The following is a 14790-nucleotide window of genomic DNA, read 5'->3' on the forward strand; positions in this document are numbered from 1 at the left end:
CGTATCACAATAGCATGCGGGCAAAGCTTCATGGCCTGCCGCATGGGCATGGCCGAGTGCACACCGTATTTACGTGCCTCGTAACTGCATGAAGCTACCACACCCCTGTCTGCCGATCCGCCTATTAAGACTGCTTTGCCAATCAGGTCGGGGTTAAACTTACGCTCGACAGATACAAAGAAGGAATCCAGATCAATATGTACTATACAGCGCTTTGCTTCCATACCACAAATATAAATTTAATTTGTAATAATACTAAAAATATTAGTATTATTGTTTCCCGTAAATTTCAAGTGTATATGAAAGGTTATACAGATTTTTTAATGTTGCTCTCGCCTTCTGATAAGGTGAAAGCTGTGGTGCATAATCATAAGTTTTATGCTGCAAGTGTGATAGGCAATTATGAGAGCATGCACTCTATAGCGCATATTTCTATTAAAATGATGCATCGCCAAAAAACTTTTTTAACCGAGCCGGATATTTTAGCCTTCAGGAAAAGGCTATGTGTTATACCACCTGTAACCTTAGCCATTGATGGGTTTGACTATTTTAACCATGGCGAAGATTTTAAAACCATTTACGCCCGAATACGCAGCACGCCCGAAACCAGCCATTGGTTTAAAATGCTGAAGCAGCATCTGCGCATTAAAGAGTTTATGGTACCGCATATTACTATAGCCCGCAATATTCCAGTGGCTGATTTTGAAAAACTATGGCTGCACTTTAAAGCTATGGAGTGGAAAGAAACCTTTACTGTTAATGCCCTTACCGTACTGCAACGCGAAACCTTTGCCAGCTTTGCCAAATGGGAACCCTTTACCGAGCTGCAATTTGAAGGTAAAGCTCAGTATAGCCTTGCCCCGCCCAAGCCATCGTTATTAAAACCGGTGAATAGCCGGCAGATCAGTTTGTTTTAGAGATGCCTATTTAGATCATATCGTATCGCTCAATTGCCGCTGGGCTGTTACTATGCCTCTGCCGCCCACGGGCCAACCTGTTTTACCTGTTTTCACCCGAAGCTTATTTGCTGACGCTTTGCTCAATAAGCCTACAATGTGTGTATTAATGAGAAATGTAAAGCGGGCAAAGGCCTGTCGGAAAACGCGGGCCTGGGAGTCTGGCCTGGTGGGCGGAAGGATTTTTCCGGCTTGTGTTTGGTTACTTTGCATCTAGTAAAGTAACAGCCTTAGTGGCAACTGAGCGTCACCAAGCGATGAGTAGCAGCCCAAGCCATCGTTATTAAAACCGGTGAATAGCCGGCAGATTAGTTTGTTTTAGATATTTTGTCTGAACTATGATTCGTGGGTTGAAAGATTATCCTGATATTTTTAAATCTTATAATCCTCTAATCCTAAGAATCTTAGTCCTTTTTCAACAATTTATTAACTCAAAAACCAACATTTTGCTATATTTGCGCCGGGGTAAGTCTTTTACGGCCAGCTCCTCTTGAACTCCCCCAGGGTGGGAACGCAGCAAGGGTAGAGAGTTGAGCGGTGCGATAAAAGTAGCTTACCCTTTTTTTATTTTTTGTTATTCGGGTGACAACTAATAAATTTTGAACACCGAATATTGAATGATGAAGTTATTTAGATAGTATAATCACACTAATCTTTACGCTTCAATCTCTAATCACTCAAATAAATGCTCGATATACTCATCATCGGCGGTGGCCCAATTGGAATAGCCTGCGGCCTTAAAGCACAAAAAGCAGGTTTAAGCTTTGTTATTATCGAAAAAGGCTGCCTGGTAAATTCATTGTACAACTACCCTTCTACCATGACTTTCTTTTCTACATCAGAAAAGTTGGAGATAGGCGGCATCCCATTCGTAACCATCAGCAACAAACCTACCCGTGCCGAAGCGCTGGAATATTACCGCAGGGTAGCTACATCTAATCATCTTCCAATAAATCTATTTGAAGAAGTAACAGCTGTTACGCGCGATAATGCTATTTATACAGTTACAACCAGCCAAGCTACTTACCAGGCAAAGCGCATCATTATATCAACCGGTTTTTATGATGTGGCGGTTAATTTAGATATCCCCGGCGAGAACCTGCCCAAAGTAAAACATTACTATAAGGACCCGCATTACTTCGCTATGCAAAAGATAGTTGTGGTGGGTTCAAGCAATTCGGCCATTGATGTGGCACTGGAGACCTATAGAAAAGGCGCCGAGGTTACCCTCGTCATCCGCGGAAGCGAAATAAGCCAGCGGGTTAAATACTGGGTAAGGCCCGATATTATTAACCGCATTAAAGAAGGCAGTATAAAAGCTTACTTTAACTCGAACCTTAAAGCCATACGCGAAACCGAGGTGGATATTGAAACGCCGGAAGGCGCTATAACCATTCCTAATGATTTTGTTATGGCGATGACGGGTTATAAACCAAATTTCGACCAGTTAAAGAAATGGGGACTTAAATTAGCTGATGATAAGTTCATCCCCGAATACAATCACGAAACTATGGAAACCAACCAGCCCGGCCTATATCTTGCAGGCGTGGTTTGTGGCGGTATGGATACTCACCTATGGTTTATTGAAAACTCGCGCATACATGCGGATATGATAGTGGATGATATAGTTGCGAAGCGGCGTTGATTGGTGAATAGTTGATTAAGTGAATGGTTTAGTTTTATCATAACACTGTCAACTACTTAACTTAAGTAACCATTTAACCCAATCAACCAAAAACTAATTAACTTTTTTCTTGCATAAGTAAAATTTAATGCAAACTTTTGCATCAAATTTTAAATAAAACAAACATTATAATTAAAATGAATCTGCAAACCTTAAATAAGCCCACTGTAAGAGCAGTTATTGCTCCGGTTGCCGCTGCTTTGGTTTCAACTGTTTTATTTTCTCCATCACGACGAAGGCTATTTATCCCGCGGGTTTAATTGCTAAGCTATCCTATTGCCCCTCACAGAAGTTTTTTAAACTTCTTCAACAAAAAATCATCTAATTACTTAAGGTTTAACAAACCATTATTTTAACAGTAATTTTCTATTTACAATGACTATACAAGATTTTGATATTCAGGTTGCTTCTGCCCAACATGCAGACTATGCCCCTATCATTTGCGATGAGATGGCAGAGTCGGCAAAGGCACGTGGCACGGGCATAGCCCAGCGCTCGCCTGAGTATGTTGCCGAAAAAATGCTTGAAGGCAAAGCGGTAATTGCCTTATACAAAGATGGTACATGGGCAGGTTTTTGCTATATTGAGACCTGGAGCCACGGCGATTTTGTGGCAAACTCTGGTTTAATAGTAGCGCCCCAATACCGTAAAGTAGGTTTAGCCAAAGCCATTAAGCATAAAATATTCGAGCTTTCACGAACCAAATACCCTGAAGCAAAGCTATTTGGCTTAACAACCGGGCTGGCTGTAATGAAAATAAACTCTGAGTTAGGCTACGAACCGGTTACCTATTCTGAACTTACCCAGGACGAAGATTTTTGGAAAGGCTGCAAAAGCTGCGTTAATTATGATATATTAACCATGAAGGAACGCAAAAACTGCATGTGTACCGCCATGCTTTTTGATCCGGCAGAGAAAGCGAAAGATGCGGAGAAGATAAAAGATCATGATGACGACAAGCTTAGAAAAATAACACACAAAGCCACTTTATTTGAGCGTATTGAAAACGCAATTAAAAGCTTCGGTCAGGATTTAAAAGTATTTTAATTAGAGACGCAAGACATCTAAAAATAACATGAAAAAGAAAGTAGTATTAGCTTATAGCGGAGGTTTGGACACCTCTTTCTGTTGTATTTATCTAACACGTGATTTAGGTTACGAGGTACACTCAGTAATAGTAAACACCGGTGGGTTCAGCGCAGAGGAATTGAACCAAGTTGAAAAACGGGCTTACGAAATGGGCGTAACATCACACCACGTGGTTGATGAAACCGAGAACTTTTACAACACTTGCGTACGCTATTTAATATATGGCAACGTATTAAAAAATAATACCTACCCTCTTTCTGTAAGTGCAGAGCGGGTTAGTCAGGCAACAGCTATTGCTAACTATGCCAAAGAAATTGGCGCCGAATATGTGGCCCATGGCAGCACAGGCGCAGGTAATGATCAGGTTAGGTTTGATATGATATTTAATATCCTGATCCCCGAGGTGGGCATTATCACTCCTATTCGTGATCTAAAATTGAGCCGTGAAGCCGAGATAGAATATCTTAAAAAGCACGGTGTTGAAATGAACTTCGAAAAAGCGAAGTACTCTATCAACAAAGGTATTTGGGGCACATCAGTTGGTGGTAAAGAAACCCTAACCTCAAACTTAGGCCTACCAGAAGAAGCATGGCCTACACAAGTTACAGCATCAGAAGTTAAAAACCTGGAGCTTACTTTTGAAAAAGGCGAATTAGTTGGTATTGACGGAAAGAAATATAATCATCCAACCGAAGCTATACAAGCCCTACAAGCCATTGCTCAACCTTATGGCATTGGCCGTGATATCCACGTTGGCGATACCATTATAGGCATTAAAGGGCGTGTTGGCTTTGAAGCTGCTGCACCAATGATCATTATTAAGGCTCATCATACTTTAGAAAAGCATACCTTAACCAAATGGCAGTTAACCTGGAAAGACCAGCTATCTGTGTTTTACGGTAACTGGCTGCACGAAGGGCAATTTCATGACCCTATTATGCGTAATATGGAAGCATTTTTAACAGATACACAAAAGAATGTGAGCGGTAAAGTATTTGTGCAATTGCATCCTTATCGTTTCCAAATAATTGGCATTGAGTCGGATCATGATCTGATGTCGAACAAATTTGGCAGCTATGGCGAAATGAATAATTCATGGAGTGGCGAGGATGTAAAAGGGTTTTCCAAAATATTTGGTAACCAGGTAATGATCTATCATAAAGTTAACGGACCCGAATAATGAACACGGTATTTTCAAAAGGCGAATGTATTGAGCATTATACCTGGGGCGATGATTGCCACGGGTGGACCTTTGTTGATACCGAAGCACTATCTGTTAAACAAGAATTAATGCCGCCTGATACGGCTGAAAAGATACATTATCATGAAAAATCAACCCAATTCTTTTTTATTTTAAAGGGAAGGGCAAAGTTTACTATTGACGGAGCGTCAATTGAATTAAGAGAACAACAGGCCATTCAGATCAATCCAAATCAAAAACATTTTATAGCTAACCATCAAAATACCGACCTGGAGTTTATTTTATATTCTTATCCATCAACAAAAAATGACAGAATCGAAATCAAATAAAATAAAAGCCGGAATAATTGGTGGTGCGGGCTATACCGGCGGCGAAATGCTGCGGATATTAGTTAACCACCCCAATGTGGATATTGCCTTTGTAAATAGCACCAGCAACGCCGGTAATTATATTTACGAGGTGCATACCGACCTGTTCGGTGATACTGAGCTAAAGTTTTCGGACGGACTAATCACTGATATAGATGTATTATTTTTATGCGTGGGCCATGGTGATGCTAAAAAGTTTTTAGAAGTTAACGCAATATCTGATAGCGTAAAAATCATAGATCTTAGCCAGGATTTCAGATTAAGTCAAAATTCAAAAATAAAAAGTAAAAACTTTATATACGGTTTACCTGAACTGAACAGGAATGCTATTAAATCGGCACAAAATATAGCAAATCCAGGTTGCTTTGCTACTTGCCTGCAATTAGGTTTATTGCCATTAGCCAGTAAAGGATTATTAAATAGCGAGGTGCATATTTCGGCTACAACAGGTTCTACAGGTGCTGGTCAGAGTTTGGCTGCAACCTCTCACTTTACCTGGAGAAATGATAACCTTTCGGTTTATAAAGTTTTTAATCATCAGCATTTAAGTGAGATTGGCGAATCGTTAAAACAACTGCAACCTGCATTTAATCAAACCTTAAATTTCATCCCATACAGGGGCGATTTTACAAGAGGCATCTTTGCATCTATTTATATGGATAGCGATCTATCCGAAGAAGAAGCGTTGAAGATTTATGAGGACTTTTATACCGGTCATCCATTTACCCATGTAACCAGCAGGAATATAGACCTTAAACAAGTGGTAAATACAAATAAAGTATTTTTGCAGGTTAAAAAACATGGCAATAAATTATTTATTATCAGTATGTTAGATAATTTACTTAAAGGCGCGTCGGGCCAAGCGGTTCAGAACATGAATCTGTTATTTGGCTTTGATGAGCGCGCAGGATTACTTTTAAAAGCTAACGCTTTTTGAGGTAAAAGGTAAAAGGTAAAAGGTTTTATTTTGAGAGATTATAAGAAGCTTGATGTATGGAAAAAATCACATTTGCTAACAAAGCAAATGTATAAAACTATTTTGCCTGTAATGCCCATTGAAGAACGTTTTGCTTTAACCAGTCAGCTCCGACGATCAACGTATTCAATTCCGCTAAATATTGTGGAAGGCTGTGGTAAAAACACAGATAAAGACTTCGCACATTATTTAGACAATGCATTAGGATCAGCCCTTGAAGCAGAATATACTTGCTATTTAATTTATGATCTTGAATATATTAATCAGGAACAATACGATTCAGTTAATTTATTAATCAACGAAGTAAAAGCAATGTTAATTTCATTTATAAATTTTTTAAGAAATGGAAAATAACCTTTTACCTTTCGCCTTTAACCTTTTACCTAATAAAAGATGAAACTTTTCGACGTATATCCAATCAATCCTATCAATATAGTAAAAGGTGTTGGAAGCTTGGTTTATGATAATAAAGGACAAGAATACCTGGACCTATATGGCGGCCATGCTGTTATCTCTATCGGCCATACTAATCCGCATTATGTAAAACGGTTAGAAGATCAATTACATCAGATAGGATTTTATTCTAATTCTATTGAAATTCCTTTACAAAAGCAACTGGCCGAGAAACTGGGCCACGTATCCGGTAAAGAAGATTACCAGTTATTTTTAGTTAATTCTGGCGCTGAGGCCAATGAGAATGCTTTAAAACTGGCGTCTTTCTACAATGGGAAAAAGAAGGTTATCGCATTTACCGGTGCTTTTCACGGACGGACATCATTAGCGGTAGCGGTTACAGATAACCCAAAGATAGTTGCCCCCATTAATGAAACAGATAATGTAATATTTATTCCATGGAAAGATAAAGCAGCTTTAGAACAGGCTTTTGCTGATAATGAAATATCATCCGTAATTATTGAAGGTATACAGGGAGTTGGCGGTATACAGGTTGCACCGGAAAGTTTTCTGCAAAAAATAAGGTCGCTTTGCGATACCCATAACGCGGTATTTATTGCAGATGGTATACAGTGTGGTTACGGACGGACAGGCAAGTTTTACTCGCATGATTTTGCCGGGATAAATGCAGATATTTATACCATGGCTAAAGGAATGGGTAACGGTTTCCCTATCGGGGCCATCAGCATATCGCCAAAAATACAACCGGCATACGGCATGTTAGGTACTACTTTTGGAGGTAACCATTTGGCCTGCGCTGCCGCGTTAGCAGTATTAGAAGTAATGGAACAGGATAATTTAATGCAAAATGCAGCTACAGTGGGTGCATATTTAATTGATGAGTTGAAGAAATTCAAACAGGTTAAAGAAGTGCGTGGACGTGGTTTAATGATAGGCATAGAATTGCCTGCCGAATACGCACACGCCAAAAAGGACCTGCTATTTAAGCATCATATATTTACCGGCGAGGCTAAACCAAATGTTATCAGGCTGCTGCCGGCTTTAAATTTAACTAAAGCGCATGCTGATCAATTTTTAGAGGCTTTTACCAAGGTATTAAATTAAGATACTCACAACAATGAAACTATTTTCTTCCGTTAACGACGTAACCGATATTAAAGCACTTGTTGCCGAAGCATTGCAGCTAAAGCAAAACCCTTACGCGCACCAGCATTTGGGTAAAAACAAAACATTGGGACTGGTTTTTCTGAACCCGAGCCTGCGCACCCGCATGAGTACCCAAAAGGCTGCGCTTAATTTAGGCATGAATGTTATGGTGCTTAATGTGGATAAAGAAGGATGGGCATTAGAGCTTCGTGACAATGTTGTAATGAACGGCACTACAGTAGAGCACATTCGCGAAGCCGCGGCTGTTATGGGGCAGTATGTGGATATTATAGGCGTACGCTCTTTTCCCGGACTAAAAGATCGTAATGAGGATTATACTGAAGTAGTATTTAATAAGTTTGTTGAGTTTTGCGGTGTGCCGTTGGTGAGCTTAGAATCGGCCACCCGTCACCCACTACAAAGTTTAGCCGACCTGATCTCTATAGAAGAATTAAAAACAAAAGCACGCCCTAAAGTAGTTTTAACCTGGGCACCGCATATTAAGCCACTACCACAGGCTGTACCAAACTCGTTTGCCGAATGGATGTGTAAGGCAAATGTTGATTTTACTATTGCCCAACCTGCCGGTTATGAGCTTTGTACAGATTTTACACAAGGCGCTACCATCACCACTAACCAGGATGAAGCTTTAGCTGACGCTGATTTTATTTACGTAAAAAACTGGTCGGCTTATGAACCTTACGGGCAGATATTTCCGGGTAACGAAGATTGGATGCTGACCAATGAAAAGTTAAAGATTACCAACAACGCAAAAGTAATGCACTGCTTACCGGTGCGCCGTAATTTGGAACTATCTGCAGAGGTGTTGGATGGGCCAAACTCGATTGTAGTGCATGAAGCAGGTAACAGGGTTTGGGCTGCGCAAGCGGTGTTGAAGCAAATGTTGGAGAGTTTGTAAACCTTATATGGCAAAATTGAAATAGTTATTCATCATCAGGCTTAATTGATGCATTGATTACCCTATTCAAGGTCAACCCCTGCACTATTACCGAGAATATCACTATAAAATAGCTACCTGCCAATATAATATGCCGATACGGACTGGCAGGTAATGATAGCGCCAACGCGATAGATATGCCCCCACGCAATCCGGCCCAGGTAAGTATATTTACACTGCTATAATTAATATTTAATGTACGCCGCAAAAATGTTAAGGGTAAACTAATACTTAGCCAGCGTGCTATTAATATCACAATTATTCCCAATCCACCTATCAGCCAATAATTATTTAAATAGGGTAAATTGATCATTTGCAGACCTATCATTACAAATAAAATGGTGTTTAGCATTTCATCTATTAGTTGCCAAAACTTCTCGAGCGCCTGGTGCGAGTGCTCGGTACTATCCATATTTATAGTTTGATTACCCGCAAATAACCCGGCAGACACAACAGCCAACGGTATAGAAAAATCCATAAACGCTGCTACAACAGAAATACTCATAACTAATGCAAGGGATACCAATACAATGGTCTGAAAATCAGTAATAGTCTTCATTAGCCGGAAAGCAATAAAGCCAAATACAATTCCCAAAATAATCCCGCCAAACACCTCACGAATAAATAAAAGGCTTGTTTTGGCAAAATCTAATTTGTCGCTGCCTGATTGTGTAAACTCCAATATGGTAATAAATAATACCAGCCCAATACCATCATTAAATAAGGATTCGCCGGAGATAATGGTTTCAAGGTTTACCGGCAATTTTGAATTTTTGATGATCGCCCCTACTGCTACCGGGTCGGTTGGCGAAATAAGTGCGCCAAATAAAAAGCAGTAAACCAACGGCACATGGATATGAAACAGCGTAGTAACACCATAAAACAATCCGCCAAAAATAGCGGTCGAAAATATAACCCCTAACGTGCTTAGTATAAATACGGGCCGCATTTCTTTTTTTAGTCTTTTGGTATTTAGTGAAAACGACCCCGAGAAAAGTAAAAAACCCAGCATAATGTTTAATACCGTGCTCGAAAAATTTATATTCTTTGCCAGTAATGTAAGGTATCGTTCAATACCCGGGTTTAACTTATCAATGGTGATAGTTATTACCGATACCAGTATAGCTATAGTAACAATACCAATTGTGCCCGGTAGTTTTATAAAGCGGGCATTAATATAGGAGTAGATGGCGCTCACTATAACCAATAAAGCAATAATTACAAACAGATCCATTTAATGGTATTTAAGTTATGGTTATAATTACTTTTCAGGTTCAACCGTTCTGGTTTGCTGGTTAAAGCTTCTCACTATTAAGCGGTTGTCGCTATTTTTTGTAAAATAATTTATAGCCCAGGTTAAAAAAACCGACGTTTTATTGGAAAAGCCCGCTAACGACATGATATGCACAAACCCCCATAAAAGCCAGGCAAAAAATCCCTGGAAATGGAGCCTGCCTAAATCAGCCACCGCCTTATTACGGCCAATTGTTGCCAGCGTACCTTTATCATGATATTTAAAAGGTTCTGTCGGTTCTGCATTTATTAAATGAACCAGGTTTTTGGCCAGCCATGCCCCTTGTTGTATTGCTGCAGGTGCAATACCCGGATGGCCGTTAGGATATTCTTCGCTTATTATGGCTGATACATCCCCTATTGCAAAAATATTTTGGTAACCCTTTACCCTATTTATTTCATCGGTTTGTATGCGCGAGCCACGGGTTAATGTAGCATTTGTTATTCCCTGGGGCACTTCTCCCATAACACCTGCCGCCCAAAATACGTTACGGGTTTTAATCATCATTCCATCATCTATCTTTAATGTTAACCCGTCATAGCTTTCTACATGAACACTGTTATATATAGTAACCTCATTTGCCAAAAGATACTCTTTAGCCTTTTTGGAAGCCCCGTCAGACATTGCTGCCAGTAACCTGTCTTTGCCCTCTACCAAATAAACGCTCATATCATGTTTACTCAAGCCATGATAATCTTTTTGCAGAATTAAATGCCGCATTTCGGCTAAGGCACCCGAAAGTTCAACACCTGTTGGGCCTCCTCCAACTACTACAAAAGTCATTAAGGCATCCTTTTCATCTTTATCTTTGGTTATAATGGCTTTCTCTAAATGCTGTAGTATCAGGCCCCGTAAATTTAATGCCTCCGGTACATTTTTCATTGGCATGGCACAACTTTCAATTGTTGTATTACCAAAAAAATTGGTATTTGAGCCTGTCGCTATAACCAAATAATCATAATAGATATTGCCTATGTTGGTTGTAAGAGTATTTGTTTCAGGATTGATAGCTTCGACATGAGCCAGGTTAAAACTAAAATTGTCCTGATAAGTGAATATTCTACGGATTGGAAAAGCGATAGAATCGGCCGGAATAGCTCCCATTGCTACCTGGTACAATAGAGGTTGAAAAGTATGGTAATTGTGCTTGTCAAGCATTAGTATATCAACCTGTGCTTTTTTTAATTTTTTTGCCAATTGTAAACCAGCAAACCCGCCGCCAATAATTACTACGCGGGGTTTGCTATTTTTTTGTTGATCCATGTATAATAGTATGCAATAAACATTGAGTTTGTAAAGGTTTCATTTTCGTAATTGTGTAAATATATTAACATTAATGATGCCAAACCAGGGATAATTAGTTGTTACTGCTGTGGTATTACTATCATTTATATTATCATAATTGGGTGTATTTGTAGTAGTATATACCATAGTTTTATTGATTTTTTTGTCATATTAAGCGGTTTTATGATTTTATTTAGTTAAAAGACGTATTTTTTTAGACTGCATCTCCTTATTTAACCTATTATTTAGCTATTTTTATCGCTTAATATCAAATATCATCAATGAAAAACCTAAATATTATTAAAATTGGGGGAAATGTTATTGATAATTCAGAAAACCTGTATCATTTCTTAAAGGATTTTACAGCGTTGGATGGTTATAAGATATTGGTGCATGGAGGTGGCAAGGTAGCTACACAATTAGCCGAAACATTAGGCATTGAAACTCAGCTGGTTGATGGTCGCAGAATAACTGATATTGAAACCCTGCGGGTAGTTACCATGGTTTATGGGGGATTAATAAATAAGAATATTGTAGCGCAGTTGCAACGCTTTGGTACAAATGCCATTGGACTTACCGGTGCCGATGGAAATTTTATCCGCACGAAAAAGCGCCCTGTAAAAACAATTGATTATGGATTTGTTGGCGATATAGATGAAAAGTCAATTGATAGTAAAGCGCTAAGCAAATTAATGGAAGCAGGCTTCGCTCCTGTTTTTTGCGCATTAACACATGATGGTGAAGGACAACTTTTAAATACTAACGCAGATACAATTGCGTCAGCCTTAGCTGTTGCCTTATCTGACTTATTTGAAACCACATTGATATACTGTTTCGAAAAGAAAGGTGTACTAATGGATATAAATGATGACGATTCAATAATAAGGGATATTAACCCTGCCCGTTATGAAGAATTAAAAAAACGACAGATTATACATAGCGGTATGCTGCCCAAATTAGACAACGCGTTTACGGCGATAAGATGCGGTGTTAAAGCCGTGGTTATTGGCCACAGTAATGATTTAGGAGAGCTAAAACAAAACAAACCATTTGGCACACGTTTAAGTAAAAATATATGAACATGCAACAACATATTGCCATATTAGGCAGCGGTAATATTGGCTTATCGTTAGCAAAGGGATTGGTAAAAGCCGGTATTTTTAATCCCCAGCAAATTACCCTTACACGCAGAAATTTAGATGCATTAGCCGATTATGCAGAACTGGGTTATCAAATTACAAATAACAATGCCAAGGCTGCAAAAAAAGCCGATATTGTAATATTGGCTGTATTACCCCAACAGTTAAATAAATTACTGGATGAAATAAAACCGGGTATTAAATCAGAAAAACAGTTGCTTGTTTCGGTAATATCAGGTGTAAGTTGTGAAGAGATACGCCAACACCTTGAAGTGAATGTGCAGGTTGTGCGCGCTATGCCCAATACGGCTATTGCTATTGGCGATTCTATGACTTGTATTGCTACCGATAATGGTACCAATAAGAATATTACTCTGGTAAGGTCACTATTTGATACGGTAGGTGTAAGTATTATTATTAATGAAGAATTAATGACTGCCGCAACTGCATTGTGCGCCTGTGGTATAGCATTTTTCCTGCGTTCTATACGTGCCGCATCGCAAGGAGGAACTGAGATTGGTTTTCATGCCCATGATGCTCTTAAAATGGCTGCGCAAACCGCTAAAGGAGCGGCTAACCTGCTGCTACAGTTAAATTCGCATCCTGAACAGGAAATTGATAAGGTAACATCACCTAAAGGTTGTACTATAGCCGGATTAAATGAAATGGAGCATAATGGCTTCAGTTCCGCTATGATAAAAGGTATAAAATTATCTGCTGAAAAAGCAGGTGACTTGTATAAGAGTGAAAATTAACTTTTAGAAAACCTTACGAAGTTTTTGGAAACTTCGTAAGGTTAAATATATTATTGGGCCGGCGGCACATCATTTGGCGGCATCAACTTATAAGCAGATCTTGCCAACAGTAACCATTTCCCATTTACTTTTTTCCATACCTGCATTACACCTAAGGCTGTTTTTGCAGCATCCCTTCCAACATTTTTAATATCGCCATAAAGACGATGTGTTACAGTTGCTGTATTGCCGCTAACATATATCTCCTGTTTGGTAATTATAATTTTGCTAAAGGTCCATGTTTTAGTAGCCAATGAATCGACGAAACCAGACCTGGTTTGTATAACATCCATAGAATGTGCATAATGGAGGTCAGGCAGGGTAAGGTTGGTAAGTGCAGCCCTGTCGCCCGCAAGCATGGCTTTGCGTAGTGCCTCAATTTGTTTTGCTACGGCTTTCTGGTCAGCGCTTTGCGCAAAAACTGTAACAGTAAATAACGAAAGAAGCAATAATAATCCTGTTAACTTTTTCATGTGGTTTATTGGGTTTATAATAATAAACGAAAGTAATTCGATGCAAGCAGATATACAAGCTAATGAAGTATTTTCATTACTATACTATCAAATAAGTTACTTACTCCAGGTAATAATGTCGTATCCTGTTTAACCCTTCGTCCAGCTCATATACACATGGTATGGCTGTTGGTATTTCAAGCGCGGTAACATCTTCATCAGAAAGATTATCTATATATTTAATTAATGCCCTTAAACTATTGCCATGCGCACAAATAATTACCTTTTCATTTTGACGAATTGCAGGTATAATGGTCTCGTTCCAATAGGGTAATACCCTATCCATCGTTTGGCTTAAATTTTCTGTTAGCGGTAATTCCCGCTCGGTAAGGCCCTCATAGCGTATATCATGGCCCGGGTAACGCTCATCTTCTTTGGTAATAGGCGGTGGATTTTCGTTGGGATCCCTGCGCCATTTTTGTACTTGTTCTATGCCGTATTTTGCCACGGCTTCATCTTTATTCATTCCTTGTAAAGCACCATAAAAACGCTCATTGAGGCGCCATGATTTTTCAACAGGTATCCATAAATGATCAAGTTCATCTAATACTATATGCAGGGTTTTTATAGATCGTTTTAGTAATGAAGTAAATCCAACATCGAAATTATAATTGTATTTTTTTAATAATTGCCCTGCCTTTTTAGCTTGCTGATAACCATCGTCCGAAAGATCAACATCCGTCCAGCCTGTAAACCTGTTTTCATGGTTCCAAACACTTTCGCCGTGGCGTATTAATACTAATTTTTGCATGGTTGTGACTAAACCATAAAGTTATTAATCAGTTTTTAAAACTTGCAAATGATTATAAATCATTTAAATTGCATTATAAACCATTAAAATCAAAACCATTTTATGACAACAATTGCTCCTGTTAAGGATGGCATAGCCAATCCTGCACCACTTGGCTTATGCGCTTTCGGTATGACAACCGTTCTGTTAAACATCCACAACGCCGGCTTTTTCGAAATGAATTC

17 protein-coding genes, 1 other RNA gene and 1 pseudogene are annotated in these 14790 nt (G+C 39.1%); 13 read left to right on the forward strand and 6 right to left on the reverse strand.

Annotation, left to right across the window (positions count from 1 at the left end):
• Window positions 1-224 (reverse strand): annotated as a pseudogene (locus tag JWP71_RS08030) (DNA polymerase IV); the annotation flags it as partial.
• A gap of 75 nt (window positions 225-299) precedes the next feature.
• Between JWP71_RS08030 and JWP71_RS08035 the strand changes: the two are divergent.
• Window positions 300-917: a 2'-5' RNA ligase family protein gene (locus JWP71_RS08035; protein ID WP_299498420.1), complete on the forward strand. Its 618-nt coding sequence runs from the start codon at window positions 300-302 to the stop codon at window positions 915-917.
• Window positions 918-932: 15 nt separating this feature from the next.
• On the opposite strand, the gene JWP71_RS08040 is transcribed toward JWP71_RS08035, so the two are convergent.
• Window positions 933-1169, reverse strand: coding sequence for a hypothetical protein (locus JWP71_RS08040; RefSeq protein WP_299498421.1), 237 nt, complete (start codon window positions 1167-1169; stop codon window positions 933-935).
• A 250-nt stretch (window positions 1170-1419) separates the two neighbouring features.
• Between JWP71_RS08040 and ffs the strand changes: the two genes are divergently transcribed.
• The 9 genes from ffs to JWP71_RS08085 all read left to right on the forward strand — a co-directional run bounded on the left by ffs (window position 1420) and on the right by JWP71_RS08085 (window position 8753).
• Window positions 1420-1518: signal recognition particle sRNA small type (ffs, locus tag JWP71_RS08045), an RNA gene on the forward strand.
• Window positions 1519-1641: 123 nt separating this feature from the next.
• Window positions 1642-2601, forward strand: a complete 960-nt coding sequence (locus tag JWP71_RS08050) for a YpdA family putative bacillithiol disulfide reductase (RefSeq protein ID WP_299498423.1) — start codon at window positions 1642-1644, stop codon at window positions 2599-2601.
• A 414-nt stretch (window positions 2602-3015) separates the two neighbouring features.
• A complete protein-coding gene (locus JWP71_RS08055) occupies window positions 3016-3687 on the forward strand; it encodes a GNAT family N-acetyltransferase (protein WP_299498425.1) in 672 nt (223 codons plus the stop codon).
• Window positions 3688-3715: 28 nt separating this feature from the next.
• Entirely contained in the window at window positions 3716-4909 is a 1194-nt protein-coding gene (argG, locus tag JWP71_RS08060; protein WP_299498427.1) for an argininosuccinate synthase, read from the forward strand.
• The gene (locus JWP71_RS08065; protein WP_299498429.1) at window positions 4909-5259 is read left to right on the forward strand and encodes a cupin domain-containing protein; all 351 of its coding nucleotides are present in this window, start codon (window positions 4909-4911) and stop codon (window positions 5257-5259) included. The genes argG and JWP71_RS08065 overlap by 1 nt, the downstream gene beginning before the upstream one ends.
• Entirely contained in the window at window positions 5237-6235 is a 999-nt protein-coding gene (argC, locus tag JWP71_RS08070) for an N-acetyl-gamma-glutamyl-phosphate reductase (RefSeq protein WP_299498431.1), read from the forward strand. The genes JWP71_RS08065 and argC overlap by 23 nt, the downstream gene beginning before the upstream one ends.
• A gap of 30 nt (window positions 6236-6265) precedes the next feature.
• Window positions 6266-6628 (forward strand): four helix bundle protein, encoded by a 363-nt coding sequence (locus JWP71_RS08075; RefSeq protein ID WP_299498433.1) that lies wholly within the window; start codon window positions 6266-6268, stop codon window positions 6626-6628.
• Window positions 6629-6667: 39 nt separating this feature from the next.
• Entirely contained in the window at window positions 6668-7792 is a 1125-nt protein-coding gene (locus JWP71_RS08080; RefSeq protein WP_299498435.1) for an aminotransferase class III-fold pyridoxal phosphate-dependent enzyme, read from the forward strand.
• A gap of 13 nt (window positions 7793-7805) precedes the next feature.
• On the forward strand, window positions 7806-8753 hold the full coding sequence (locus JWP71_RS08085) for an acetylornithine carbamoyltransferase (protein WP_299498437.1): 948 nt from the start codon (window positions 7806-7808) through the stop codon (window positions 8751-8753).
• A gap of 25 nt (window positions 8754-8778) precedes the next feature.
• Here JWP71_RS08085 and JWP71_RS08090 read toward each other — a convergent pair whose 3' ends face one another.
• Entirely contained in the window at window positions 8779-10026 is a 1248-nt protein-coding gene (locus tag JWP71_RS08090; RefSeq protein WP_299498438.1) for a sodium:proton antiporter, read from the reverse strand.
• Window positions 10027-10053: 27 nt separating this feature from the next.
• Window positions 10054-11349 (reverse strand): NAD(P)/FAD-dependent oxidoreductase, encoded by a 1296-nt coding sequence (locus JWP71_RS08095; RefSeq protein WP_299498440.1) that lies wholly within the window; start codon window positions 11347-11349, stop codon window positions 10054-10056.
• Window positions 11350-11651: 302 nt separating this feature from the next.
• On the opposite strand from JWP71_RS08095, the gene argB reads away from it, so the two are divergent.
• Together argB and proC are read left to right on the forward strand one after the other, a co-directional pair.
• Entirely contained in the window at window positions 11652-12449 is a 798-nt protein-coding gene (gene argB, locus JWP71_RS08100) for an acetylglutamate kinase (RefSeq protein WP_299498441.1), read from the forward strand.
• A complete protein-coding gene (gene proC, locus JWP71_RS08105; protein WP_299498442.1) occupies window positions 12446-13264 on the forward strand; it encodes a pyrroline-5-carboxylate reductase in 819 nt (272 codons plus the stop codon). Before argB ends, proC begins: the two co-directional genes overlap by 4 nt.
• Window positions 13265-13314: 50 nt before the next feature.
• On the opposite strand, the gene JWP71_RS08110 is transcribed toward proC, so the two are convergent.
• Both JWP71_RS08110 and gpmA read right to left on the reverse strand, forming a co-directional pair.
• The gene (locus tag JWP71_RS08110; protein ID WP_299498443.1) at window positions 13315-13776 is read right to left on the reverse strand and encodes a nuclear transport factor 2 family protein; all 462 of its coding nucleotides are present in this window, start codon (window positions 13774-13776) and stop codon (window positions 13315-13317) included.
• 100 nt (window positions 13777-13876) lie between these two features.
• Window positions 13877-14566, reverse strand: a complete 690-nt coding sequence (gene gpmA, locus JWP71_RS08115; protein ID WP_299498445.1) for a 2,3-diphosphoglycerate-dependent phosphoglycerate mutase — start codon at window positions 14564-14566, stop codon at window positions 13877-13879.
• Window positions 14567-14668: 102 nt separating this feature from the next.
• Here gpmA and JWP71_RS08120 point away from each other — a divergent pair.
• A partial coding sequence (locus tag JWP71_RS08120; RefSeq protein ID WP_299498447.1) for a GPR1/FUN34/YaaH family transporter occupies window positions 14669-14790 on the forward strand: 122 nt, incomplete at its 3' end.

Origin of the sequence: Mucilaginibacter sp. (assembly GCF_028287845.1) — a bacterium.
Lineage (GTDB): Bacteria > Bacteroidota > Bacteroidia > Sphingobacteriales > Sphingobacteriaceae > Mucilaginibacter.